The sequence below is a fragment of the Arcicella lustrica genome, from assembly GCF_034930985.1.
GTDB lineage: Bacteria > Bacteroidota > Bacteroidia > Cytophagales > Spirosomataceae > Arcicella > Arcicella lustrica.
In genome coordinates this window covers 66,418-92,215 of sequence record NZ_JAYGIM010000008.1, presented here as the reverse complement: position 1 = coordinate 92,215, position 25,798 = coordinate 66,418, and the positions used below count along the sequence as shown (strand labels likewise).

The window sequence follows — 25,798 nt, the reverse complement described above, 5'->3', positions numbered from 1 at the left end:
TATACAAAAGAATCTTCAACGAAGCGAAACCAAAGTCCACAAAAAAGCCAGTCAAAACATTCCTGACTGGCTTTTTCATAAACCCTAAACCAAACTATTATAATGACTATTTTTTGTCTTTTTTAACTTCTTTTTTGTTGACCAATTCACCGTCTTTTAATTTTTTTGAAACGGTTAAATATGGACCAGAAATAATTGTTTCGCCATCTGTTAAACCTGAAAGGATTTCAATATTTTCAAAATCAGAGATACCTGTTTTTACTTCTTTCATTTTTGCTTTGTTGTCTTTACCCAATACAAAAACTACTTCTTTTACTTTCTCTTTCTTAATAACTTTTTCCTCTTCCTTGTTCTCTTCTGGAGCACCTTCTTTTTTCTCATCTCCTTCTTTAGCATTCGGGTCACGAGTGGTTACAGAAGCCAATGGAACTGATAAAACTCCATTTTTACGGTCGGTGATAATTTCAACAGATGCCGTCATTCCTGGTTTTAATGGATAAGAATGTTTGCCTACAATTAAATCTTCGTAAGATTTACGTAACACTCTAATTTTTACTTCAAATTCTGTTACTGCATCGGTAGAAACTGTCGTAGCCGAAGTACCACCCAAACCATTTGCTGAACTCGCAATTTCATAAACTACTCCTTTGAATTTTCTGCCAGAAGCACTGTATGAGTCAACGTCGATAATAACGGTGTCATTCATTGAAACACGTGTAATATCGTTTTCGTTCACATTTACACGTACTTCCATTTTATTTAAATTGGCAATTCTAAGTAATTCTGTACCAGCCATTTGTGATGTGCCCACTACACGTTCGCCCAATTCAACATTCAACTTTGAAATCGTACCACTTTGTGGCGCATAAATGGTCGTTTTTGTTAAGTTGGCTCTCGCTTCTTTCAAAGCCGCCTCCGAACTTTTTACATTGAAAGATGCTGCCAAAACACTTGCTTTGGTCGATTCTACATCTTGTTTTGCAACCAAGTATTGTGAATTGAATTGGTCAAAATCTGCATCTGAAATCACTTTATCATCGTGTAATTTCTTGTTGCGATCATAATCAATTTTTGCTTTCAACAAACGTGACTCTGCTTGAGATTGCATTGCTTTTGATTGCTCAACTGATGCTTTCGATGAATTTACTTGTGCCTCTGCCCGAGCCAATAAAGATTCATAGTTATCAGGACGAATTTTCAAAAGTAACTGACCAGCTATTACAGAGTCACCTTCGCTTACGTACAATCCTACAATTTCTCCCGAAACATCTGGTGAAAGTTTTACTTCAATTTCAGGCTGAATTTTTCCTGAAGCGGATACTCTTTCGATAATATCTGCTTTTTTAGCTTTGGAGAATTCTACTTCTGTTGATGGTTCTTTGCCAATCAGACCTTGTTGTTTTGCAACAAATAATGCAATGCCTAATGCTACGATGATTCCACCTAATATCCACCAGATTTTATTTGAAGATTTCTTTGCCATAATGTTGGTTAAATTGTGTGACTGTTAGTGAGAGATTAAAATCACTTCATCACAAGTTAAAAGGTAAGTGGTTTATTTTGATAATAATCTAAGATTTTTGTTCTAAAAATAAAGTCATATTTCGCCTGAATTTGGTTTCCACGAGCTTTATCAAGATTGGTTTTTTGTAAACTATAATTCACAAAATCAATAGCACCTGCACCAAATCTGCTTTCGGCTGCTCTGAACGATTCTTCTAAAGCGGTTACTTGTACTGTAAGGGCATCAAAACGTTTGGCGGCATTATTCATATTGGTATAAGCTTGTTCGATATTCTGGCGTAATGTTTGGCGAGCTTGAAGGGCGGTCAAGTCGGCATTACTTTTTTGTATTTTAGCTTGTGCTACTCTGTTTTTATTTAAGAAACGGCTAAAAATTGGAATGGTAGCATTAAAACCAAAACCGTAGTTGGCGGTATTTTTTAGTTGTTGGAAATAAGCTACTGTTCCATCTTCAACAAATCTTGCTTGAGTTACAACTAAAGGATAGTCAACTCCGCTTACATTTACAGTTCCTAAATTAGAACTTGTTGTACCATCTTGGCGGTATAATTTTTGAGCGTTAGACTGATTCGCACCTAAATTTGCTCCTGCAGAAACAGTAGGTAAAAAACCTGCTCTTGCAATTTCAATACCTTTCATTGCTCCTTGTATTCTTAAATCAGCGGCTTTGATAGTTGGCTGATTTTTCTCGGCAATTTCAAATATTTTAGTAGCAGTTGCATCGTATCCTTGCGAAGTAGCAGGAACTGGTAATGAAACTCTTTCTACGGCTACATCAGTAATATTTTTATCATTCAATAATTGAATTAATGAAAGTTTAGCTAAATCTAAAGTACTTTGGTTGTTGATAACCGTTGTTTCTTCTGTTGCTAATTGTGCTTTTAAATCTAACAGATTAGATTGTGGTAAAGAACCTGCCTGAACCAATTTATCAGTACGTTGAATTTGTAAAGCAGTAATTTGAGTTTGACTTTGAGAAATAACAAGAATATCTTGAGCATTCAAGATATTGAGGTAAGCTAAGACTACTTGCAAAGAGACGTTTTCTCTCATAGCTTGTAAATCTAATTCGGTAGCTTTCAACAATAAATCGTTTTGAAGAATTGTATTTCTCAATAGAAAACCATTGAAAATCGTTACGTTAGCATTAACACTCAAACTATTGTAATTGATATTTTTTTCAATATAAGTGTTAGTGAAAGGGTCAAGGCTTCGACCAAAATTGAAAGATTCATTAATTGAACCATTGGCATTCGGCAAGCGATTATCTTTTGATTGTTTCAATTGCAAATTGCTCAACAATAGCTGGTTTTCACTTTGCTTGACTGAAATATTGTTTTTCAAGGCAATATTTACGGCTTCTTGCAACGATAACTTTGTTTCATTCCCGCTTGCTTGAATAGCGTTCTGAGCTTTTCCTTGAAAAGTCAATAAAGTAATGCCTGTTAGGATTAGTAATGAGAATTTCATAATTCTTATAATTTATGGTTCAATGTTACGAATGATTTTTGGGGCTTTAAAAATTTTTAGGATAAACGGCTATGATGCTATGATAAAAGGGAAATTGATAATATTCCATAGAATTTGCATCTCATTAAGCTTATGCCTAAAATGTTCTGTTCTTAAAATCATCAAGTAATATGCCATCGATTATAAATGATTGTTTTACAAGTATTTATAAATGTTTGTAAACTAAAAAAGTGTCCGAAAACGAACACTTTTTGCTAAAATCGAACGGTTGATTGTATTTTTATCAAAGCTTTATTCAATAATCTGGTAAATCTGTTTTGCTTCTCTTCTCGAAACAGCATTAAAATGCCACCATTCGTAGTCAATAGGCATAAAACCAACGGCTTCCATGACGTTTCTCAACAAAATTCTATTGGCTACTTGTTGTTTGGTCAGTTTTTTTTGTGCGAGAAAAAAATCTTCTTTTACTGGATAAGCCAATTCTCCGAAATAATCATATTTTGTTCCCATGTCTAAAGCTTTTCCATCGGCTGTAGCAATGGTTAAATCTACCGCACTTCCATAGTTGTGAATAGAACCTTCGGCTGGATTTGCCACATATTTTGCACGTTCTTTAGGCGGATATTGGCTCAGAGTATTCCAAAGTACTTTTTGAATACTTAATGGACGACCGCCGTCATACACCAAAAGTCTGTAATTGGGATTTTTTTGTTGGAGCAAAGCATTCGCTTTTTTTAGCATTTGCGCTGGACGTTTCTGCATAAAACAATTGGTAATACAGCCATAAACGTCTTTCCCAACAAAATTATCAGTCGTTGAATATTTCAGTTCTACCAAAATAGAAGAATCAATTTCTTTAACATTGACTAATCCTTGTTGAATCATCTTCTTTTCGTATTCACAAGTGGGTACAGATTGTGGCTTTGAAGATTTCTTTTTTTCTTCATTTTCAAAGTTTTCATGTTTGGCTACAAAACTAGAAGTAGCTAGTGAAAAAAGTAAGAGACTAAAAATATGTTTTCTCATATTGTTGATGTTCATTGGAGAATAAAATATAAATTTAAGGGTGAATTTCTTTGAATAATGTAAATAAAGCCATTTTTCGCTTTTAATACTGCTATTTTCTAAATGTTAGAGCAATTCGCCAATCGATTCAAATTTTAAATTGAGATTATCAAACCAATCAAACATGGCCTTAAATTACCTCTGGATTGCCTTTTTTATTGTCGCTTTTGTCGTTGCATTAATCAAACTCATTTTTACGGGTGATACCGAAATTTTTAAATTAATCATTGATGGAATGTTTGATTCTTCCGAAGTAGCGGTGATGAAAATTGCTTTGCCTTTGGCTGGAGTAATGACTTTTTTCATGGGTTTGTTGAATGTTGGTGAACGTGCAGGAGCAATCAATTTTTTGGCTCGTTTGGTAGGTCCTTTTTTCAATCGTTTATTTCCTGAAATTCCTAAAAATCACCCAGCAAATGGACAAATGATTATGAATTTTTCTGCCAATATGTTGGGTTTGGACAATGCGGCAACACCTTTCGGACTGAAAGCGATGCAAAGTTTACAAGAACTGAATCCGAGTAAAGATGTTGCCTCTAATGCACAAATTATGTTTATGGTTTTGCACAGTGCTGGTCCCGTTTTGATTCCTCTTAGTATTATGGCTCAACGTTCGATTTATGGTGCGGCAGATCCTTCTGATATTTTTATTCCTTGTTTAATTGCGACTTATGTGGCTACGGTTACGGGCTTACTTTTTGTAGCGATTCGCCAGAGAATCAATTTGTTTGACAAAGTAATACTTTCTTGGTTAGGTGGCATTTCGCTATTCATCGGTTTGGTACTTTGGTATTTTTCAAGTATTCCGAAAGAACAAATTGAAGTAGTTTCAAAAATAGCTTCAAATGTGATTTTATTTACGTTTATTATTTCATTTTTATTGGGTGCTTTGCGTAAAAAAGTAGATGTTTTTAGTGCTTTTATCGAAGGAGCAAAAGGAGGTTTTGAGACTTCTGTGAAAATTATTCCTTACTTGGTAGCCATGTTGGTGGCGATTGGTGCTTTGCGAAATTCAGGTGCTTTAACTTGGGTTGTTGACGGAATGAAATTTGCTTTTTCTTTAACGGGAATAAACACCGATTTCACGGACGCTTTGCCAACGGCTTTGATGCACCCTTTGAGCGGTGGAGGCTCAAGAGCAATGATGATTGATACTATGAAAACCTTCGGTGCAGATTCTTTTGCGGGACGCTTGTCATGTGTTTTTCAAGGTTCTTCGGATACCATTTTTTATGTTTTAGCCTTGTACTTTGGCTCAGTGAATATCAGAAATACACGCTACACACTTTGGGCAGGTTTAACGGCCGATTTAGTCAGTGTGATTACTGCCATTTGGGTGAGTTATATTTTCTTTCATTAGGCTGTTGTTGGCTTTCAGAAGTCGGCTATCGGATGTTGGATTTGTGTTGCTTTAAGGTTTAGAAACGCCAATTTTGATTGAACAACAAGCGAAAAAATGATAAAACTGATTTTAAAACTAAACGAGTAGCGGCAATCCCTTGCGGTTGCCTCTCTCGAAACGGCAACCGCAAGGGATTGCCGCTACTTCAGTTATTGATTACCAACAGCATCTTGCGTCTAAAATCTTGTATCTTGTTTCTTATGTCCTAAAATCTTCAAATCTATGAAAACAAAACTCTACTTCTACACAATTCTACATTTACGTCCGAAGCAAATATTCTATCAATTGTATTATCAAGTAAAGCGTTTGGGCAGAAAAATACTTCGCTGGCAATATCCCAAAACGATTGAAGTGAAAAGTTTTAGTTTACATTTACAAGCTTCAATTCCTGCTAAAAAGACTTATTTCCCAACCAAAAATCGTTTCGTTTTTCTGAATCAATCCAAGTATTTTAAAGAAGCCATCGACTGGAATGATGAAAAATCTTTCGGAAAATTATGGACATATCAGCTAAATTATTTTGATTTTCTGCATCAAAAAGACCTATCCAAAGAAGAAGGTTTGGCTTGGATAAATACTTTTATCAATACTTCGAACCTCAGTACAGGTTTAGAACCTTATCCAATTTCTTTGAGAGGCATCAATTGGATAAAATTTTTAACTTATCATCAAATTCAAGAACCAGAAATAGATGCCGTTTTGAGGGCTCATTACTGTATTTTAAGCAAGAATCTGGAGTATCACATTTTAGGAAATCATTTATTGGAAAATGCTTTTTCCTTGCTTTTCGCTGCTTATTATTTTAGAGATAAACACTTTCTGAAAATTGCCACCAAGCTTTTGGAAGAAGAATTAAAAGAACAGATTTTAACCGATGGCGGACATTTTGAATTATCGCCCATGTATCACCAAATCGTACTTTTTCGTTTGCTCGACTGTTTGAATTTGGTGAAAAATAATCCTGATTTTGGTGAGTATTCTGTAAAAGAATTGTTGAAGACTTACGCTCAAAAAATGGTAGATTTTCTGAATGAAATTACTTTTGAAAATGGCGATATTCCTTTGGTAAATGATTCCGCTCAAAATTTTGCACCCAATACTGCTGAACTTTTAGCGTATGCCAAAAGTTTGGGCTTATCGCCCAAACCTACTAAAATTAAAGAAAGCGGTTATCGAAAATTTCAGAAAGCTACTTATGAATTGTTTGTCGATGTAGCTGAAATTTCTCCCAAGTATTTATCTGCACACGCTCATTCCGATACTTTTAATTTCATCTTGTACATTCGTGGAAAGCCTTTTATTGTGGATACTGGTACTTCTACTTATCAGTTTGCTGAAAGGCGACAGCAAGAACGTTCAACTTCTGCACATAATACGGTACAAGTTGGAGATTTTGAACAATCGGAAATTTGGAGTATTTTTAGAGTAGCGAGGCGAGCGAAACCAAAGATTTTATCAGAATCAGAAAATCATATTTCGGCTTCGCACAATGGCTATCGGCGTTTGGGAATTGTTCATCAAAGAGATTTTTGGATAGAAGAACAGCAAATTACCATTCATGATACAATACTTGGAAATGAGAATTTTCCAGCAAAAACATTTTTACACTTTTACCCCAACATCGAAATTAAGCTTACTGAAAATATAATTTCAACCGATTTCGCCACTATTACTTTTTCTAAAAACTTTGAAATTACGCTTGCAGATTACTTATTAGCCGAAGAATTTAATTTACTCAAGCCAGCCAAATTAGCGATTATACACTTTCAAAATGAATTAACTACAACAATTAAATTCCATGAAGCTTATGAAAATCCTCGTCCTAAGTTTTAATTTTCAGCCAGATTTATGTGCAGGTTCTTTCCGGAGTACAGCTTTGGTAAAAGCACTTCAAACTAAAATTGCTTCAACAGATTCTATTGAAGTACTCACTACAACGCCAAATCGCTATCACAGTTTCAGCAATCAAGCCCCAGTTTTCGAGCAAAAGGATAATTTAATCATTCGCAGAATTCCTTTGCCACCCCATAAAAACAGTATTTTCGGGCAAATTTTTGCCTTTACATTTTATGCAAAATCGGTACTTAAATATACCCGAAAATATGATTATACTTTGATTTACGCTTCTTCGTCTCGACTTTTCACGGCTTTACTCGGAGCGATAATTGCTCGCCGAAAACCCACTTTACTTTTTCTTGACATCAGAGATATTTTTTCGGAAGCGGTTTTAGAAGCGTTTCAAAATCCTGTTCTCAAGTTTTTAATGAAAATATTTCTTGTGCCAATCTTGAAAATGATTGAAAAATTTAGCGTCAATACCGCTCAACATCTCAATCTTGTTTCAGAAGCTTTTACTGATAATTTTAAGTACTTCAAAGGAAATGTTAGTTATTTTACGAATGGAATTGATGAAGTATTTTTAAAACATAACTTTCAGCTTACTATTCAAAATCAGCCACAAATTATTACTTATGCAGGCAATGTTGGCAATGGACAAGGTTTGGAGAAAATAATTCCAGCAGCAGCGAAAGCTTTAGAAGGGAAGTACATTTTTAATATCATCGGTGATGGCAATACCCAAAAATTGTTGGAAGAAAAATTAAGTCTTCTGAATGTAAATAATGTCAATTTGTTTAAGCCAGTCAGTCAGGAAATGTTGATTAACTTTTATCAGAAAAGCGATTTTTTGTTTTTGCACCTGAACGACGCTAAAGCCTTTGAAAAAGTATTGCCATCAAAGATTTTTGAATACGGAGCAAGTAACAAAACGATTATTGCAGGTGTAAATGGTTTTGCGAAAAATTTTATTGAAAAGAATGTAGCAAACGTGATACTTTTTAAACCTTGCGACGCAGAAAATTTGCTTGAAAAATTAGAAAATCACCATTTGTCAACCATAAATCGAAGTGATTTTATCGAAAAATTTAGCCGAAAAACACTGATGGACGAAATGGCAAAAATCATTTTAGCAATGATTCATTCGCCTAACATTGAAAAAAATGTAGTATAAGCTTACCTTTATGTTTTAATTCAAAAAAATCATTAATTTTTCATTTAGAATTAATGAAACGACGATAGCATTTTTAAAATTGAAGCTCATTTTGGATATACAATCAACAAAAATCGCAATTATTGGCCTTGGTTATGTAGGCTTACCTTTAGCAGTAGAATTTGGGAAAAAGTACCAAGTTTTGGGTTTCGATATTAATCAAACAAGAGTAAACGAGTTAAATGCTGGTCACGACCGCACGCATGAAGTAGCATCTTCGCAATTGAAAGCTTCTGAAAAACTTACTTTTTCGGCTTCACCTGAAATGTTGAGTACTTGCAATGTGTTTATCGTCACGGTGCCAACGCCGATTGATAAATACAAAAAGCCAGACTTAATTCCTTTGCTTTCGGCAAGTAAAACAGTCGGAAAAGTATTGAAGAAAAACGACATCGTGATTTATGAATCAACAGTTTATCCGGGTTGTACAGAAGAAGATTGCGTACCCGTTTTGGAAAGAGAAAGTGGATTAAAATTCAATGAAGATTTCTTCTGTGGTTATTCGCCAGAGCGTATCAATCCAGGCGATAAAATCAATACTTTAACTAAAATCAGAAAAGTAACTTCTGGTTCAACAGAAGAAATAGCTGAGTTTGTTGATCAACTTTATGGTTCAATCATCGAAGCAGGAACTTACAAAGCCTCGTCGTTGAAAGTTGCGGAAGCCAGCAAAGCGATTGAAAATGCTCAACGTGATGTAAATATTTCGTTCGTCAATGAATTGTCATTGATTTTTGACAAAATGGGCATTGATACTTCCGAAGTATTAGAAGCCGCTGGTACAAAATGGAATTTTTTGAAATTTAAACCCGGTTTAGTAGGCGGACACTGTATCGGCGTTGACCCTTATTATTTACTCCATAAATCTGAAAGCTTGGGCTATTATCCACAAGTAATTCTTTCGGGAAGACGAGTAAACGATAATATGGGCATTTTTGTAGGCGGAAAACTCATTAAATTATTGATTAAAAAAGGACATAAAATCGAAGGGAGTAAAGTATTGATTTTAGGAATCACTTTCAAAGAGAATTGCCCTGACATTCGTAATTCAAGAGTAATTGATGTCTATCAAGAATTACAAGAATTTGGAGTACAAATTGACGTACACGACCCGTGGGCTGACAAAAAAGAAGTACATGAAGAGTACGGCATTTCATTGTTGGATTCAATTACCGAAAAATACGATGGGATTTTATTAGCGGTTTCGCACGATGAGTACAAAAACTTAGATTTAGAACAACTGAAAAACCCAGATGCTGTAGTTTATGACATTAAATCTTTATGGCAAAAAGATTTAGTGGATGCAAGGCTATAAAAATTTTTGTTTTTCAGTTTACCGTTCAATTAGGCACAAAAAAAGAGATAAGCAATTTGCTTGTCTCTTTTTTTGTGCCTAATTGTTAGATAGTTATAAAAAAAATATGCCTATTTTTTGAAATCGTTTTTATTTTTTTACTACTTTAGAATATTGATAAACCTACGTTTTACTGCCTAATCTACCCTTAGCATGAGAAAGATTCTTATCACAGGAGGAGCAGGTTTTATACCAAGCTCTTTGGCCGACAGGCTTTTGCAAGATGAGCAAAATTTTATAATTGCTCTCGACAATTTTTCTACTGGGAATGAGCGAAATCTTCCCCAAAAACCGCCTTCCAATTACCAATTTCTGAAATGCGATGTCAATGATTATGGAAGTCTTTCAGAGATAATGAATCAATTTGATTTTGATTATATTTTCCATTATGCCGCCATTGTTGGTGTTCAAAGAACACTTGAAAACCCTTCGAGTGTTTTAGGTGATATTGAAGGAACTAAGAATATTCTGAGTTTAGCGAAAGACAAAAATGTAAAGCGTATTTTTTTCGCTTCTTCTTCGGAAGTATATGGAGAATCTAAAGAGTATCCCCAACATGAAGAATTAACGCCTTTGAATGGGAAATTACCTTATGCGGCAGTCAAGAAAGTTGGAGAAACGATTATTGAGTCTTTCAAATTTACTTTTGATTTAGATTATACCATTTTCAGATTTTTCAATACTTATGGTGCTAAACAGAATCATGATTTTGTGGTTTCAAGGTTTTTGAATTTAGCCTTGAAAAATGAACCGATTACAATTTATGGAGATGGCTCTCAGACCCGAACGTTTTGCTATATCGACGATAATATTGAAGTAACGCATAAAATATTCAACGAAAATCTGGCATTAAATCAAGTAATTAACCTCGGTTCTGAAATTGAAATCAGTATTTTATCCTTGGCAGAAAAGATTATTACGCTTACTGGCTCACATTCATCCATTGTGCATTTGCCTGCGCTGGAAAAAGGCGATATGGCTAGAAGAAAACCTGATAATACTAAAATGAAACAAATTTTAGGAAGAGAATTAATCTCTTTGGAAGAAGGTCTCAAACGTATTATAAATCCATACCTCTAAAATTTATCTCTATGAACACTAGCTACGAACCATTGATTGTATTAGGAGTCTTTTTCCTGATTTTTTCATTAGTATTGAATAATACTTTGTTGAAATATCTTACATTTCAAGCCCCTCAAAAATCAAAACTTCAAATACGCTGGAATATTTCCAAGAAACCAACGCTTGGTGGAATATCATTTTACCTTGTGTTTTTGATTGCATTCTTATACTCAAGCCATCCGACGATTTCACTTTTACTTCCGCTGAGTATTGCCTTTGGTTTTGGATTGATTGATGATTATTTTGTTCTTTCTCCCTTTTTTAAATTACTTGGACAATCTTCTGTGGCTTTATTAATTGGCAATGAACATACTATTCATTTGGTTGAAAGCAATATTGTAAATACTGTTTTTACTTTTTTCTGGATAATTGGTTTGATGAATGCCATTAATATGCTTGATAATATGGATGGTATTTTGGCTTCAACGGTTTTGATAATATTGTGGATTGCTTTAATCATACGACCTGAAGAATCGAGTTTAGAGCTAAATTTTTACATAGCTTGTATCATGGGGGGATTGATTAGTTTTTTATTTTTCAATTGGCAACCTGCTAAAATGTACATGGGCGATTCAGGAAGCCAGTTTTTAGGAGCATTTTTGGCTTGGATTAGTATTCAGTACTTTTGGAATTTTAGAGAAACGGGAGTAGAAGGTTTTCAGGGAAAACAATTTTTAATACCAATTTTGTCTTTTATTATTCCTTTGATTGATACTTCAACTGTTATTTTTTTTAGAATGCAACAAGGCATTTCTCCATTCGTTGGCGGAAAAGACCATCTCACTCACCATTTGGTTTATGCTGGTTTTTCAGAACTACAAACCGTTGTGCTGTTAAGTATGATTTCTTTACTTTCAGGAATGATTATCTTTTTTATTGAAGATATTGTCGGAACGAATCAATGGAGAAATGTGTGTTCGATAATTGTGATAATTTATATCTTGTTGGTTTGGTTACTTTTGCAGATAATGTATGAAAAAGGCAACAAGTCTTGAAAGAAGCTGTTTATTCTTGCTTCACGCTAAAACGTAGATTTTTTCCTTATTAGGAAGTATTATTTGACAATATTTTCAAGGTTTAAATAGCTTTTTTAAGCATCATTACATTTGTTGATTGTTTAATGAAGTACTTCTATATAAATTTAAAATTGTACGTCAATGAAGGAATTGCAGAGCCAAAAATAGTTAATTGATAGGCTCTTAGCCCATTTTCACTCCTTAAATATACAGAGTAAGCATTCGCTCTAGCATAAATATTATAAACCGTAAAAGTCCAAGACCCTTCCCAATATTTTTTGTTTAAAGTTGGATTGTGGATAGTCCATGAAAAGTCTAAGCGATGATAATCTTTGATTCTATCATTATTTCTATCTCTGTAAAAAGGATATTTTACGTCATTGTACATCACAAAACCGTCGGGAACAGTAAAAGGTCGCCCAGTATTATAGACAAAAGTAAATCCAAATTCGTGATGCTTTCCTTGGGCAACACTAATGGTAGCATTAAGGCTATGAGGTCTATCAAAATTTGTTGCATACCACTTTCCATTATTGATTTGCTCTTCAAATCGGTCGCCTACTTTTATTTGATTTAAAGCTCTTGAATAGGTATAATTTATCCAACCAGTAGCTGCTCCCTTTTTCTTACTCAACATCAACTCAATACCGTAAGCATTGCCCTTTCCTTGTAATGTTTGGGTTTCAATATAAGGCTGGAATAAGAAATCAGCCCCAGGTTTAAAATCTATGATATTTTCGGTAGTACGCTGATAAGCCTCTAAAGAAAATTCGTAAACATTATCCTTAGAATTTTTAAAGTAGCCCACAGAGAACAATTGACTTACTTGAGGTTTAATATATTTATTACTGGTTGCCCAGCGTGAAGTAGGCAAGGGTGTTGTTGTATTGGACACTACTTGTAAATATTGTCTCATTAAACTATATCCAAACTTAATAGAACTCACTTCATTAAGTGAATACTTCAAAGCAAGTCGTGGTTCAAAACCTCCGTATTTAGCTGAAGATTGTCCTGATTGGTAAACCGTTGAATCAATTACACTAAAATCAGATTTTGGTAGTGATGGGTCATAATATCTGACGGTAGAAGGTCCCATTGTCCAGTATTGTGAATAGCGAAGCCCGAAAGATAAGTTGAATCGTTTACTCAGTGTATACTCATCTTCTACATAAATACCAGATTCTATACTTTTTTCTGCTGGAGCAGATTTGAAGTTAACACTTTTTGAAGTTCCGGGATTTAAAGTACCTGGATTAATATCGTATAAAATAGTACTGATACCCATTTCTATTTTATGTTCTTCTGTATTGTAACTTAAACTAGATTTTATCTGATTATAGCGAATTCCAGATGCTATAGACACTTTATTATTGCTATTGAGTTCTGGCAATAAAGTTTGAGGTTGGTAATGAGTATAAACCGCAACAGTCTGAAGATTTAGTTTTGAATTGAAAGCATGAAACCATTTAAGGGAAGAATTAACAGTACGGTAATCATATTGTGTTGATGTTGCATTAACGTTGCCAATTGTGCCTAACAAATCGGTTTGAAAAAAATCTTTACTCAAGTATCCTGATAATGATAAAGTATTTTTAGTATTAATTTTATAATAGATTTTTGTAGCAAGGTCATAAAAATTTGCCTTAATGTTCTCCAATCTAGGAGGACCTAATTTAAATAGAAAATCATTGAAGGAGGCTCTTCCCGAAACCATAATGCCCAATTTGTCTTTTATCAAAGGTTGTTCTATCGTCAATCTGTTAGAAACCAGACTAATTCCTCCAGTCATTTTAAATTTTTCTAAAGAGGGATTAATCATATAAATATCAACCACCGATGATGCCCTTCCACCAAATCTGGCAGGAATACCTCCTTTGTATAAATCCAGCCCAGTAATTGCGTCTGGTGGGAAAATCGAGAACAAACCAAAAAGGTGAGTCGGATTGAAAATAGGCGTATCGTCTAGAAGAATAAGATTTTGGTCGGTTGTTCCTCCTCTAATATTAACGCCATTGGCAGCTTCTCCAACAGAAGTAACTCCCGGAAGCATTTGCAAACCACGAAGAACATCAGTTTCTCCCATCATTGCAGGGATTCTCTTAATCATCTTCATACTCAACGGATTTACTCCTAATAATGGTCTGACTACATTACTATTTCCTCCTTGACTATTCACAACTACTTCATCTAATTCCCGTGCTACATTAACTAATTTGACATTCAAGTTGATGTTTTTGTTGTTTACAAATAACTTTAGATTAAAAGTCCTATATCCTAAATGACTTACTGAAAGTGCATAAGTGCCTTTGCGTAGGAATAAAGTGTGTATTCCTGTACTGTCTGAAGAGGAATAGACTTTTTGAAAGTCAACCCTTACAACAGCATCTTTCAAAAGACTATTATCACTTGAGTCTCTCACTATTACTTTAATCGTTACAAAATGCTGTTTGTCAGCTCCTTGTGAAAAGCTGCTGAAGTGTAATAAAAATAGTATTGAGATTAATAGTAAAATGATAGTTTTCATCAATTTGGAGGTTATTGCCAGCCTTCAGGTTTAAAAGGAGTACGTGTTGCACTTTTTTTGCAAGTGGCTAAGGGAGCCATTGGACTTGGATCTCGCACAATTACATGTCCTAAAATATCAGTTCGCTCTCCTGTAGCAGTTGCCCTATCTACCCAATGACGTTTTTTTTCAATATTAACAACGTTAAAAAAACCTATCACTTTTTCATCAGGATTGGTGATATTACTAATATTGCCTACGATTGCTGTAGGAGGAGTATCAGCAAGACCGCCACTGGTTTGTGTCTGCGATTCAAGATTCTTATAAAAACTATAAGCATCAGGAGAAATAGACATCTGTTGGATTTCCACTAAACAGCCATTAGCATAATAATATGGTATTTGTGCTACACGGCGACCAGTTACTAAGCGACCATCTGATGCCAAATCTGATGATACATTTATTTTTTTACCTTTTATAATGGCATAACAAGTGTTTCTACAGTTATAGTCATAATACACTACTCCTGTAGCTGGAACACAGCTTTCTGTATAAAAATTATAAACACCGTAGTTACAGGTAGCACATACTTCAAGTTTTTCAAAGTGGATATAACGCCATAAGTAATAATTTTTTTGGGAAGGAGGGTCTTGAAAATCTATAAAAACATCGTTGGCAGAGACAAACTTTTTGCCGTCTTCTGATAGCTGACTTTGAGGATTAAAACTATCATGAACACTTAGGATTGGTGTGGTAATAGATACTTGCTGTGGAGTTGATTGATAAGTTTGTGACCCTTTTTCAGCATCATATATCGTGAAATTTAGCGTGTATTTTTCAGATGGGTCAATTACGAAATTTATGGGAGGCACAAAAATCCCTGCTCCAGTTTCTGTCAATGCTATCTTTTGTTTGGAATTAAGTAAAAAAAAGTAAACATCAAAAGTAGTGGCATGCTCTGTACGAATGTTTCCGTTCTTATAAATAGAGTGCTTAAATTTGATAGTATCTGGGTTTTCGGTGTCATTGGTAAGCATTCCCTCTACAACCAGTATTTTATTTTCTTGATTAAAAGAAACTGTATATGGATCAATGCAAGCATATAACCCGAATAGCATTACAGAGAAAATAAAGAAATAACCAATTGGTATTAAGAAATTCTTATTCATGTATTTGTCCAGAGAAATAAATTTGAAGAGAATAATTTATAAATGATGGTTAATAGAGCGTATATTTTTTATCAGAGTATGATATACAAAATGGTTATATGAATTTAATCTTATTTTATATATTACGAGTAAAAAATATAATAATTTTTATAAAATAAAGGTAAGTTATTCTGAATCACTGTGAAATGGAAGTTAAGTGTAAAACCATCTGTAAAACAAGGACAAAAAAAACAGTAGCAAACCTGAGCTTACTACTGTTAGGAATAATTTTATAACAACTTGTGGATATGTGAATACTAAACCACAGTACGGATTTTTAATTCATCCATTTGTTTTTGGTCGATTGTTGAAGGTGAATCAATCATGATATCACGTCCCGAATTGTTTTTCGGGAAGGCGATGAAATCACGGATTGAATCTGAACCACCGAATAATGAACAAAGACGGTCGAAACCGAATGCTAAACCACCATGTGGAGGAGCTCCGTATTCAAAAGCATCCATCAAGAAACCAAATTGGTGTTTTGCTTCTTCGTCAGAGAATCCAAGTACTTCAAACATTTTTGCTTGTAGTTCCTTTTGGAAAATACGAATTGAACCACCGCCTACTTCAACACCGTTGATAACTAAGTCGTAAGCGTTTGCACGAATTTTTCCTAATTCTCCTGTTTCCAAATATTTCAAATCTTCTGGTTTCGGACTTGTGAATGGGTGGTGCATCGCAAACCAACGGTTTTCCTCTTCGCCGTACTCCAATAAAGGGAAGTCGATAACCCAGTGTGCAGCATATTTTTTAGGGTCACGCAAACCTAAATGATTACCCATTTCAAGGCGTAATTCGTTCAATTGTTTACGTACTTTATCGCCATTTCCAGAAAGAATCAAGATTAAATCTCCTTTTTCTGCTCCGAAGGCTTCAGCCCATTTCTTCAAATCTTCTTCTGAATAGAATTTATCTACTGAAGATTTTAAAGTACCGTCGGCATAGTAACGAAGGTAAATTAAACCTTTTGCCCCAATTTGTGGACGTTTCACAAAATCAGTTAATTCGTCCACTTGCTTACGAGTATATTCTGCACAACCTTTTGCATTGATACCCACTACGGTATCGGCTGAATCGAAAACTACAAAGTTTTTACCCGAAGTCAAGTCAATTTCTTCGCTTTTCAATTCTACAAACTTCATATCAAAACGAATATCTGGTTTGTCTGAACCATAATATTTCATGGCGTGTGCGTAAGTCATACGTGATACTTCGCCCAATTCCATATTTTTTACGTTCAAGAATAAATGACGAATCAAACCTTCAAACATATTCAATACGTCTTCTTGTTCGATAAACGACATTTCGCAGTCAATCTGCGTAAATTCAGGCTGACGGTCAGCACGTAAATCTTCGTCACGGAAACATTTTACAATTTGATAGTAACGGTCGAAACCCGAAACCATCAATAATTGCTTGAATGTTTGTGGAGATTGTGGTAAAGCGTAAAATTCGCCCGGATTCATTCTTGAAGGCACAACAAAATCTCTTGCTCCTTCTGGTGTCGATTTAATCAACACTGGCGTTTCTACTTCTATAAAATCTTGTCTGTCGAGATAATCTCTTGTAAAGCGAGCTACTTGGTGACGCAACTGTAAGTTGGCTCTTACAGGATTACGACGCAAGTCTAAGTAACGATACTTCATACGAATATCATCGCCACCATCGGTATCGTCTTCAATCAAAAACGGAGGTAATTTGGCTGGGTTCAATACTTCCAAAGAAGTAACTTTTACTTCAACATCTCCAGTAGGAATTTTATCATTTTTAGAAAGACGTTCTACGACTAATCCAGTAGCCGAAATAACAAACTCACGACCGAAAGTACGAGCTAAATCCAACACTTCTTTAGGCGTTTTGCCTTCTTCAAGCATCAACTGCGTAATTCCGTAGCGGTCACGGAGGTCAATCCAAATCATGCCACCTTTGTCACGTGTTTTTTGTACCCATCCGCAGAGGGTAACGGTTTGGTTTACATTAGTGAGGCGGAGTTCGCCATTATTGTGTGTTCTGAGCATAAAGAATTATATCCTGCCACAGGCTTTTGTTGCGAAAATCAATAGGAATTTTCCAATTCCAGAAAGGCAGAAACTTGTGGTAAGTTTTTATTTTTTGCAAAATTACAGAAATTAGACGTTTTGAAAACTATTTGACTGGTTTAAAGATTGCTAATTATATAAAGATTAATAAAACTGATTGAAGAAAATAAATATTTATAAGTACGATTTGGAAAATCGTGGTACTGATTTATGAAAAAAGTAGCAATCATCGGTGCAGGTATCGGAGGAATTTCAACAGCCATTCGCTTGGCTCATAAAGGCTTTGAAGTATCAGTTTTTGAGGCAAATTCCTACGCTGGAGGCAAATTAAGCAGTTTTGACTTGAATGGTTATCGTTTTGATGCTGGGCCTTCGCTGTTTACTTTGCCCAATTTAGTAGTAGAACTTTTTGAATTAGTGGGCAAAAATCCCAAAGAATATTTCGAGTACACAAAGTTGCCAGATATTTGTCATTATTTTTGGGAAGATGCTACAAAACTCACCGCTTGGGCTGAAAATGAACGCTTTGCCAAAGAAGTAGAAGACGTTACGGGCGAGCCAGCTCAGAAAATTCTTGACTTTTTGAAAGACAGTGCTTTTAAATATGAAGTACTCGACGGACTGTTTTTACAAGATTCTTTGCATAAACTTTCTACTTGGACATCCGCCAAAGCCCTAAAAGGATATTTGAATTTACCCAAACTTGGTATTTTCGGAACGATGAACGATGCCAACGAAAAGCTATTTAAAAACCCAAAAATCGTTCAACTCTTCAATCGTTACGCTACTTATAATGGTTCAGACCCTTACCAAACGCCTGCCACTTTGAATATCATTCCGCATTTGGAGTATAATATCGGTGCATTTTTTCCGAAAAAAGGCATGGTTTCTATTACCAATTCTTTGGTGAAATTGGCGGAAGATTTGGGCGTACAGTTTTTCTATGAAAGTAAAGTAGAGGAAATTTTGGTAGAAAAAGACAAAGTTTCGGGGATTCGTTATAGTAATATTTCGGAGAAAAATATCAGCAAAGCTTATGATGTGGTAGTTTCCAACATGGACGTAACACCTACTTATCGGAAATTGATGCCCAATCAAAAACATCCAGACCGTTTGCTGAATCAACCTAAAAGTAGTTCAGGCGTGATTTTTTATTGGGGAATTAAAAAGCAATTTGCTGAACTGGGTTTGCATAATATTTTCTTTAGTGATGATTATCAGCAAGAATTTAACACGATGTTTCAAGAAAAAACCATTTGCCAAGACCCAACAGTGTATATTAACATTACTTCAAAACTAAAACCAGACGATGCACCCGAAGGCTGTGAAAACTGGTTTGTACTCATCAACGCACCAGCGAACGAAGGACAAAATTGGGATAAAATCATTGCGGATACTCGCCAAAATGTGATTCAGAAAGTATCAAGAATTTTAGGTGAAAATATTGGTGATTTGATTGAATGCGAAGAAATCCTCGACCCACGCACGATTGAATCAAAAACTTCGTCGGCACAAGGAGCTTTGTATGGCAATTCGTCGAATAATCGTTACGCCGCCTTTTTGCGTCATGCCAATTTCTCGTCTAAAATTAAAAACTTATACTTCGTAGGCGGAAGCGTACATCCGGGAGGAGGAATCCCTTTGGCGATTTCTTCGGCAAAAATTGCCTGTAAATATATTGAGATTTAAATAATAAGACGAAACCTTAGGGGTTTTTAGGCGATGGCTTGTCTAGCTAAAAAACTAAATATTACAACGATGAAACAACTAATCGCTCTACTGATTTTAGTGAATGTTTGTGGGAAAGTTTCGGCTCAAAATGTATTTACAAAAGTACCGACTTTAGCGCATACGCATGAAGTGGATATTTTCTTCTTGCATGAATTGCCCATCAAAGAACCTTATTTCAAAACACAAATGATTGAAACCGATGGGAATGATTATAACGATGCCATCATTCAAATCAAGCAAAAAGCTCAATTGGTTGGTGCAGATGCAGTGATTATCATGAATTACGACAGAGGACATTTGATAGGAATAGGAGCGAAGTATAAGAAAAATATGGCAACCTTAGATTCTACAGTGGCTTTTTTAAAGACTATCCGCATCATTCCAATCAACAATAATAAAGGCAGTGGCGATGTACAATTTGATATTGATGGTAGCTTAAAACCTAATCAAAGTAGAGAATTAGTTACTTATTTTGAAGACAATATCTTGAATTACGATTTTGATTTTTTGATAAAAGATAAATCATCTCGTTGGCAAGAAAGTCCAGACATTTTTAATCGAATAGAAAGGCGCAAATTAAAGAGTAATGAAGGAGTGACTGTCAAAAAAATACACTTGAATTATGCTTCTGATTCCGATAAAATTCCACAGTTTTTAGAAGTAGATGATATTAATAATAGCTCAGCTTCGTCTTCGATGTGGCATACCGAAAAGCTTTTTCCCATTTATAACAGTACTGGAAAATTGACGGAACTTAAAGTGTATTGGAAAAATGCGTTGGTACGTCGCCAACAATTATTTTACGATGCCAAAAACCGTTTAATCATGTCAGATTGGGTGAAATTTGAAAATCAAAGGCCTGTTCCTTTCCTTAGAGTCGAATATGAATATTATAAAAATGCGGATTTGAAATTGTAATCTTGCGTACTTTCGTAAAGTTTTAGAACTTTGCCTTATTAAATTTAAAATTTTACGAATTACATACAAAGATGCTTCAAAGAATTCAAACCTTATTATTACTTGTTGTTGCAGTGGCAATGGCAGCAGTAACAGCTTCATTACCTATTTGGGAAAAAAGTAGTGCTACTTTAAATGAAAAAGTACGTCTTACAGCTTTTAGTCTTGAGCATTTAAAAGGAGATACTATTGTAAGTAATGACAGTACAGCTGTTATTGGTATTTTAGGAATTATCGTTGTTTGTATTGCAATTTTTTCAATTACACAATACAAAAAAAGAGTTTTACAAATGACCTTGGGCTTAATTAACTCAGTATTGATTGCAATAAGTTTAGGTATTTGTTTTTATCAAGTATTCAAAGTAGGCGTACCCATGTTTGAACCAGAAGTGCAAGGGAATTATGGTGCAGGATTTGCCGCCGCAGTTGTAGCGATGTTAGCCAATATGATTGCAAACCGTTTTATCCGTAGAGATGAAATGCTAGTAAAATCTTCAGACAGAATGAGATAGTGCTATTGACTTTCGAAATTAGGCATTAAAAAAGGCTTACAAAGAAATAAATCTTTTGTAAGCCTTTTTCTTTTCTGCAGTCAGCTTTTTGGTAATATATTTCAATAATTAATATTTTATCTTAAATAAGTCTTTGTATAGTTTTGTGAAAATACGATTGAAGAGTTTTGTGTCATAAAATGGAATGAATTTCCAATAACCTTTATAATTCACAGCCCAACGTAGGAAACCTTTCAGGTCTTTATATTTCATACAACGCCTAATATCTCTGTCAAAAATAGCGATTTCAGTTCTTGCGTTAAGGGGTGTTGTTTCTGAAAAATCACCAATGATTTTCCCACTTATAATTTGCCTTACACCATCTGCTATATCTTTTCCTGTAAATTTAGAATAAGGCATCCAAGAGTTAGAACGTAAATCTGTTTCTATTAAATAAAATAGATTTCTTCCTTTGTGATAAATATACTGAATACTCCCAAAGCCACTTATCCCGAAAGACTCCCCCAGTTTTTTTAATTCTTTTGCTAAAGCAGCATCTTGATAATAAGTTCTACGAGTGGTAAATGAAAACTTTCCACCCATATAAGATAAAATAGTAGCACAATTGTAACTTACTAATTGCCCTTCATAAAAAAGAGCTTCAACACCGATGTCATCGCCTTCAATAAATTCTTGTAGAACAAGATTTTTTTTATTTAATACTTTATCCAAACAAGGTTGGAAATCATTAATATTTGCACAATGCTGAATTCCTAAGCCAGAAAAACTAAAATCTTCCTTTAATAAAATTGGGAAATGAAGGTTTTTAGCAATATCATCCAAGCTAATGTCTTCAGTATAATTGATAAACCTTGGAGTCGTAATGTTATATCTTGAACAAGCTCTAGACATGCCAATTTTTGAAGATAGAACCTCTCTATTTTCAATTTTAGTGATAGGTAAAAGCTTTTCAAAAAGGAATGGGTCGTCTCCAATAAAGTTATTCATCAACTTTAAGGTGAATTCATCAAGGAGCAGAATCCAGTTATATTTATCTGGATTTTTTTTTACATAATCGGCTAATTCATATTTAAAGCTCTCTTCTTCTTCAGAGGCTTGAATCCAATTATCATGAAACTTATTACTTTTGAGCCAAGATTTTTCTGAACAAAAAATATCTACAGTGCAACCAGCTCTTTTGAAAATAGAAGGAATCTCCGCCGTTGAGTCGAAAAAATGTCCAACAGAAACAAGTAGTACTTTATACATAAATAATAAATATAGTTTTGGTTGATTTAAGGTTTATTTATAGTTAATATAATAGTTGTGTAGTTTTTCAGGGTGAATAAATGATTATATATTATATTATTGAAGCTCATAGCAAAAGTATCAGCTATGAGCTTCAATGTTTCTAACCAAATTTCAAGAAAATGATTCTATAATTATCGGTACTCAGTGAGCCTGTTATCAAGCAGGATTTTTGTGATACTAGATAGATTTTAATGTTCCAAATTTGTTGACTCAATTTGTGCTATAATATAATAGGTTTTAAAAGAGTTTTACGGTAAATAAGTTATGATTATTTAATGATTGCTACCTTGTGATTTTCTACTTTTCCATCTTTTAATTTAATAGAAAGTATATAATTTCCAGAAGGAATACTTTTAATGTTAATTCCATTTGTAGTAACAGAATTGGTTTCAAGTATTATGTTACCTCTCATACTTCGCAATTTTACATTACTAATGTTATTCAAATTCTTTGTTAAAATGTATATAAAATCATGCGTTGGATTGGGATAAACTATAGTTGAAGTTTCATTTTCCTCGGTCTTATCTGTATCTGTCACTATACCGTCTTTAGAAGTAGAATCACTATTTTGTACAGTACAAAGTGAGTCGATTTGACTAGTATCAACTACTGTTCGTCCTGGAATAACAAATATTGGCGTTTCTGATACAGCTATCCTAAAAGAACAAGTGCTATCAGTTGTGATAACACTATCCATTTTTTCATTTCCTGCTTTAGGATAGTATATCTTAATATCTAAAATATTTTCCAAGTTTAATGTATAATTTCCTGTTCTACCTACTTCATCAGGAATCATCATGGCATAAGCCGATTTGCCGTTTAGCTCATATCTATCAACTAGTGGGTCTTGTGATATTGTTTCTTTGTAAATATAATCTCCAATTAGATTTTTAGTTTGATATATATAATCAGCAATTGGTCTGCGTTGTATTAATGAATCTAATAAACCAGATGATGAAAATTGCTGAGGATTTGATAGTTTGGAATCATATAGCATATAAAAGAAACTTCTTTCTAACCCTAAACGATTATACATTAGTGCCGAGCGTAAACCCCAATCACCTTGTGTCATTTCAACAGATTTGTTACCAATTGGAATTGCTTTTAACGGACTACCTTGGTTTAAATCGAAACCTAACTCAGTAATCCATACGGGCATGTCGTAAGCTTGATCATGTGCTAATTGTACAAATTCTTTGGCAATATTTAAAGCTGCTGAAACTTCAGGAGCGGCAGCTCTTGAAGAAGAGCCACTTTGTGATGAATTTGCATTATCTGAGTATAAGTGATAATTGATAATATCCCAACATAAATCAACTTTTCCATCAGCCTTAAAACCTCTAAATTCCTTACACCAATCAATCATTCCTCTTACATAGTCTGGGTCAGCTGAAGCCAAACCAGCCATTACAACTTTGATGTTTGGGTCAGCATTTTTGGCACCAATACCAACACCCATTGTATTTTTATGACCATCATAAAATGCAGATAGATTTGCAGCATATTCACGAGCAGTCTGATAGCCTTTTCTACCTTTCCACCATTTATCTCTTTCGTTACCACATTCAATATACTTAACGAGATTCATTCCAATTTTTAATTCATTGGGACTATCCCCTGTCCATCGTGGTTGATCAAAAACACTGAGTAATGTAGTATCAACATTTGCGTTACTTCCATATCTAGCAACATATTGGAAAGCCATCTGAGCTTGGTCTCTGTAGGCATTTGGGTCAGAATAAGCGTATCCATATCTAGCAGGGATAATTTCACTATCGTGATAGGTAGAATCAGGATAAGTATTATAAAACCATTCTGGAACACCCTGTAAACATGGAAGGACTTCTATCCCTGCTATCTTACAGCGTTCATAAATGGCATCATAGTTCCATCCTCCATTAAAACATGGATTATAAGTATAGACGTTTTTAAAGTGCTCTACCTTTTCCCAATCCATATATTGGCGAAAACCAGTAAAAGGTTTAAAAGCTTGAGCTTTATTTTCATCAATCACAGAAGCATCTCTAGTCTTTAAAAAATCCCATTCGAATGAATTGATACCAAAAGCATCTTTCATTTTTATGTTTTTAAGTGGTGGGTTTGTTTGGGCTACTGTACTTGCTGTATAAGTACCATATAATTCCATTTCTCTAGGATATCCATCATAACAATTGATGAGTAAATACCTGAAGTTAGCTGTAGGAGGATTTGAAAGTACAAAATTATTGGCATCTAATGGGTTGGGACCAACCCATTGATTATAAGCTTCTCCTGTAAATGTTGCAATTAAAACTCTTTCCCATTGAGCTGTAATTCCATATAGCTTAAACGGAGTATTTGTCATCTTACCATTACCATCGTAAAATTTAACACTTTGAATATTAATTGTTTCGCCTTCTAGTAATGGATAATATGAATCGTAATTACTTAACATTTTACTCCATCCTGTAAAAACCTCACTTTCTATATTTCCATCAAATAAAGCATCTAATCCATTTTCTACATGGTTTAGTTGGTACCATCTTTTAGGAGTAATTGGAATTTTAGTACCCACTATTGTAGAGCCCGGTGGTGTATTTGGATTTGTTGTTGGGCTTGAAACAATGGCTTTGGCTACTCCGTTAACTGGATTTCCAAAAATATTAATTTTTTGGGGAATATTATTTCCATATTTATGAATAATAATTGCATCAGCTATAATTGGACTTGTTAAATTTAAGTCAACGAATGAATTATATGATGAGCCGTCAAATAAACCTAAATATGTTTTTGTAGTATCATTTAAAGCATAAATTGATACTGGCTTATCAGTAAAAATGCCCGTGTGGTCAAAAAATGAAAGTTTTGATATAATACTTTTAAATTCAAGCGTCAATTTTATATCAACCCATGAATTGTTAGCTCCCGAAGTACTTTCTACCAAAACATCTAAACTATCCGAAAACCATGGAGTATAATCTTGCCCTGTGTTTTCACTAGGCGTAATTGCGAAAAATCTTAGTCTGTTTAAATGATTACTATTGGGAGTTGTATGACCAAATACCTTGATTTTCTGAGGGATGTTATTGCCATATTTTCTCACAACAATCGCATCAGCAATCGTTGGGCTTGCTAAGTTTAAATCAACAAAAGAATTGTAAGATGTACCATTAAATAATCCTAAGAAAGTGAGTGTAGTATCTTTTAAAGCATAAATATAAGCTGGATTATTAGTGAAAATACCTGTGTAGTCATAAAATGAAAGCTTGGAAATGGTACTTCTATGTTCAAATGTTAATCTAACGTCCACCCACCTATCATTATCACCCCAAACACTTTCAACTAGCGTATCTAAATTATCAGTAAGCCAAGGAGAATAGTTTTGTCCAGTACTTTCACTTGGATTAATTGAGATGATTTTGACTCTATTAATGTTTTGTGCTAATCCAGAATAGATAGTACAGATTAATACCAAACAAAGGAATAGAGTTTTTTTCATTTTGATATAATTTTATAAAGCGTAAAAATATAAATTTTTCTATGTTGGTTCAAATATACTGTATTTGTCATTTAT

Annotated in this window: 17 protein-coding genes; 9 read left to right on the top strand and 8 right to left on the bottom strand. The window is 34.3% G+C overall.

The genetic code is table 11. The features are described from left to right. Positions 1-106: 106 nt before the first annotated feature. From VB798_RS11230 to VB798_RS11220, 3 genes are all read right to left on the bottom strand, one after another. Entirely contained in the window at positions 107-1,483 is a 1,377-nt protein-coding gene (locus tag VB798_RS11230) for an efflux RND transporter periplasmic adaptor subunit (protein ID WP_323258569.1), read from the bottom strand. Between the two features lie 56 nt (positions 1,484-1,539). Further along, entirely contained in the window at positions 1,540-2,994 is a 1,455-nt protein-coding gene (locus VB798_RS11225) for a TolC family protein (protein ID WP_323258568.1), read from the bottom strand. A 291-nt stretch (positions 2,995-3,285) separates the two neighbouring features. Next, positions 3,286-4,020 carry a M15 family metallopeptidase gene (locus tag VB798_RS11220; RefSeq protein WP_323258567.1) on the bottom strand — a complete coding sequence of 245 codons (735 nt, stop codon included), beginning with the start codon at positions 4,018-4,020 and terminating at the stop codon, positions 3,286-3,288. A gap of 163 nt (positions 4,021-4,183) precedes the next feature. On the opposite strand from VB798_RS11220, the gene VB798_RS11215 reads away from it, so the two are divergent. From VB798_RS11215 to VB798_RS11190, 6 genes are all read left to right on the top strand, one after another. Next, complete coding sequence (locus VB798_RS11215; protein ID WP_323258566.1) at positions 4,184-5,419, top strand: nucleoside recognition domain-containing protein; 1,236 nt, start codon at positions 4,184-4,186, stop codon at positions 5,417-5,419. Positions 5,420-5,683: 264 nt separating this feature from the next. Then, positions 5,684-7,294, top strand: a complete 1,611-nt coding sequence (locus tag VB798_RS11210) for an alginate lyase family protein (RefSeq protein WP_323258565.1) — start codon at positions 5,684-5,686, stop codon at positions 7,292-7,294. Then, positions 7,269-8,471 (top strand): glycosyltransferase family 4 protein, encoded by a 1,203-nt coding sequence (locus VB798_RS11205; RefSeq protein ID WP_323258564.1) that lies wholly within the window; start codon positions 7,269-7,271, stop codon positions 8,469-8,471. Before VB798_RS11210 ends, VB798_RS11205 begins: the two co-directional genes overlap by 26 nt. A gap of 88 nt (positions 8,472-8,559) precedes the next feature. Continuing rightward, the gene (locus VB798_RS11200) at positions 8,560-9,825 is read left to right on the top strand and encodes a nucleotide sugar dehydrogenase (protein ID WP_323258748.1); all 1,266 of its coding nucleotides are present in this window, start codon (positions 8,560-8,562) and stop codon (positions 9,823-9,825) included. Positions 9,826-10,017: 192 nt separating this feature from the next. Beyond that, a complete protein-coding gene (locus VB798_RS11195) occupies positions 10,018-10,944 on the top strand; it encodes an NAD-dependent epimerase/dehydratase family protein (protein ID WP_323258563.1) in 927 nt (308 codons plus the stop codon). 11 nt (positions 10,945-10,955) lie between these two features. Next, complete coding sequence (locus VB798_RS11190; protein ID WP_323258562.1) at positions 10,956-11,981, top strand: glycosyltransferase family 4 protein; 1,026 nt, start codon at positions 10,956-10,958, stop codon at positions 11,979-11,981. A 136-nt stretch (positions 11,982-12,117) separates the two neighbouring features. Here the strand turns inward: VB798_RS11190 and VB798_RS11185 are convergent, their stop codons facing one another. The 3 genes from VB798_RS11185 to aspS all read right to left on the bottom strand — a co-directional run bounded on the left by VB798_RS11185 (position 12,118) and on the right by aspS (position 17,734). Further along, positions 12,118-14,526 (bottom strand): TonB-dependent receptor, encoded by a 2,409-nt coding sequence (locus VB798_RS11185; protein WP_323258561.1) that lies wholly within the window; start codon positions 14,524-14,526, stop codon positions 12,118-12,120. An 11-nt stretch (positions 14,527-14,537) separates the two neighbouring features. Continuing rightward, complete coding sequence (locus tag VB798_RS11180) at positions 14,538-15,674, bottom strand: DUF4249 family protein (protein ID WP_323258560.1); 1,137 nt, start codon at positions 15,672-15,674, stop codon at positions 14,538-14,540. 296 nt (positions 15,675-15,970) lie between these two features. Continuing rightward, positions 15,971-17,734, bottom strand: a complete 1,764-nt coding sequence (gene aspS, locus VB798_RS11175; protein WP_323258559.1) for an aspartate--tRNA ligase — start codon at positions 17,732-17,734, stop codon at positions 15,971-15,973. 231 nt (positions 17,735-17,965) lie between these two features. On the opposite strand from aspS, the gene crtD reads away from it, so the two are divergent. From crtD to VB798_RS11160, 3 genes are all read left to right on the top strand, one after another. Next, positions 17,966-19,444: a 1-hydroxycarotenoid 3,4-desaturase CrtD gene (gene crtD, locus VB798_RS11170; protein WP_323258558.1), complete on the top strand. Its 1,479-nt coding sequence runs from the start codon at positions 17,966-17,968 to the stop codon at positions 19,442-19,444. 69 nt (positions 19,445-19,513) lie between these two features. Beyond that, positions 19,514-20,404 (top strand): hypothetical protein, encoded by an 891-nt coding sequence (locus VB798_RS11165; protein ID WP_323258557.1) that lies wholly within the window; start codon positions 19,514-19,516, stop codon positions 20,402-20,404. Positions 20,405-20,475: 71 nt separating this feature from the next. After that, complete coding sequence (locus VB798_RS11160; protein WP_323258556.1) at positions 20,476-20,955, top strand: DUF4293 domain-containing protein; 480 nt, start codon at positions 20,476-20,478, stop codon at positions 20,953-20,955. Between the two features lie 108 nt (positions 20,956-21,063). Here the strand turns inward: VB798_RS11160 and VB798_RS11155 are convergent, their stop codons facing one another. After that, positions 21,064-22,203, bottom strand: a complete 1,140-nt coding sequence (locus VB798_RS11155) for a hypothetical protein (protein WP_323258555.1) — start codon at positions 22,201-22,203, stop codon at positions 21,064-21,066. 310 nt (positions 22,204-22,513) lie between these two features. Beyond that, positions 22,514-25,723: a T9SS type A sorting domain-containing protein gene (locus VB798_RS11150; protein ID WP_323258554.1), complete on the bottom strand. Its 3,210-nt coding sequence runs from the start codon at positions 25,721-25,723 to the stop codon at positions 22,514-22,516. Positions 25,724-25,798: the final 75 nt, after the last annotated feature.

Excerpts from the sequence above, each read along its gene's own strand:
- VB798_RS11230 (WP_323258569.1), bottom strand. The coding sequence starts at position 1,483 with ATGGCAAAGAAATCTTCAAATAAAATCTGGTGGATATTAGGTGGAATC.
- VB798_RS11225 (WP_323258568.1), bottom strand. The coding sequence starts at position 2,994 with ATGAAATTCTCATTACTAATCCTAACAGGCATTACTTTATTGACTTTT.
- VB798_RS11220 (WP_323258567.1), bottom strand. The coding sequence starts at position 4,020 with ATGAGAAAACATATTTTTAGTCTCTTACTTTTTTCACTAGCTACTTCT.
- VB798_RS11215 (WP_323258566.1), top strand. The coding sequence starts at position 4,184 with ATGGCCTTAAATTACCTCTGGATTGCCTTTTTTATTGTCGCTTTTGTC.
- VB798_RS11210 (WP_323258565.1), top strand. The coding sequence starts at position 5,684 with ATGAAAACAAAACTCTACTTCTACACAATTCTACATTTACGTCCGAAG.
- VB798_RS11205 (WP_323258564.1), top strand. The coding sequence starts at position 7,269 with ATGAAAATCCTCGTCCTAAGTTTTAATTTTCAGCCAGATTTATGTGCA.
- VB798_RS11195 (WP_323258563.1), top strand. The coding sequence starts at position 10,018 with ATGAGAAAGATTCTTATCACAGGAGGAGCAGGTTTTATACCAAGCTCT.
- VB798_RS11190 (WP_323258562.1), top strand. The coding sequence starts at position 10,956 with ATGAACACTAGCTACGAACCATTGATTGTATTAGGAGTCTTTTTCCTG.
- VB798_RS11185 (WP_323258561.1), bottom strand. The coding sequence starts at position 14,526 with ATGAAAACTATCATTTTACTATTAATCTCAATACTATTTTTATTACAC.
- VB798_RS11180 (WP_323258560.1), bottom strand. The coding sequence starts at position 15,674 with ATGAATAAGAATTTCTTAATACCAATTGGTTATTTCTTTATTTTCTCT.
- aspS (WP_323258559.1), bottom strand. The coding sequence starts at position 17,734 with ATGCTCAGAACACACAATAATGGCGAACTCCGCCTCACTAATGTAAAC.
- crtD (WP_323258558.1), top strand. The coding sequence starts at position 17,966 with ATGAAAAAAGTAGCAATCATCGGTGCAGGTATCGGAGGAATTTCAACA.
- VB798_RS11165 (WP_323258557.1), top strand. The coding sequence starts at position 19,514 with ATGAAACAACTAATCGCTCTACTGATTTTAGTGAATGTTTGTGGGAAA.
- VB798_RS11160 (WP_323258556.1), top strand. The coding sequence starts at position 20,476 with ATGCTTCAAAGAATTCAAACCTTATTATTACTTGTTGTTGCAGTGGCA.
- VB798_RS11155 (WP_323258555.1), bottom strand. The coding sequence starts at position 22,203 with ATGTATAAAGTACTACTTGTTTCTGTTGGACATTTTTTCGACTCAACG.
- VB798_RS11150 (WP_323258554.1), bottom strand. The coding sequence starts at position 25,723 with ATGAAAAAAACTCTATTCCTTTGTTTGGTATTAATCTGTACTATCTAT.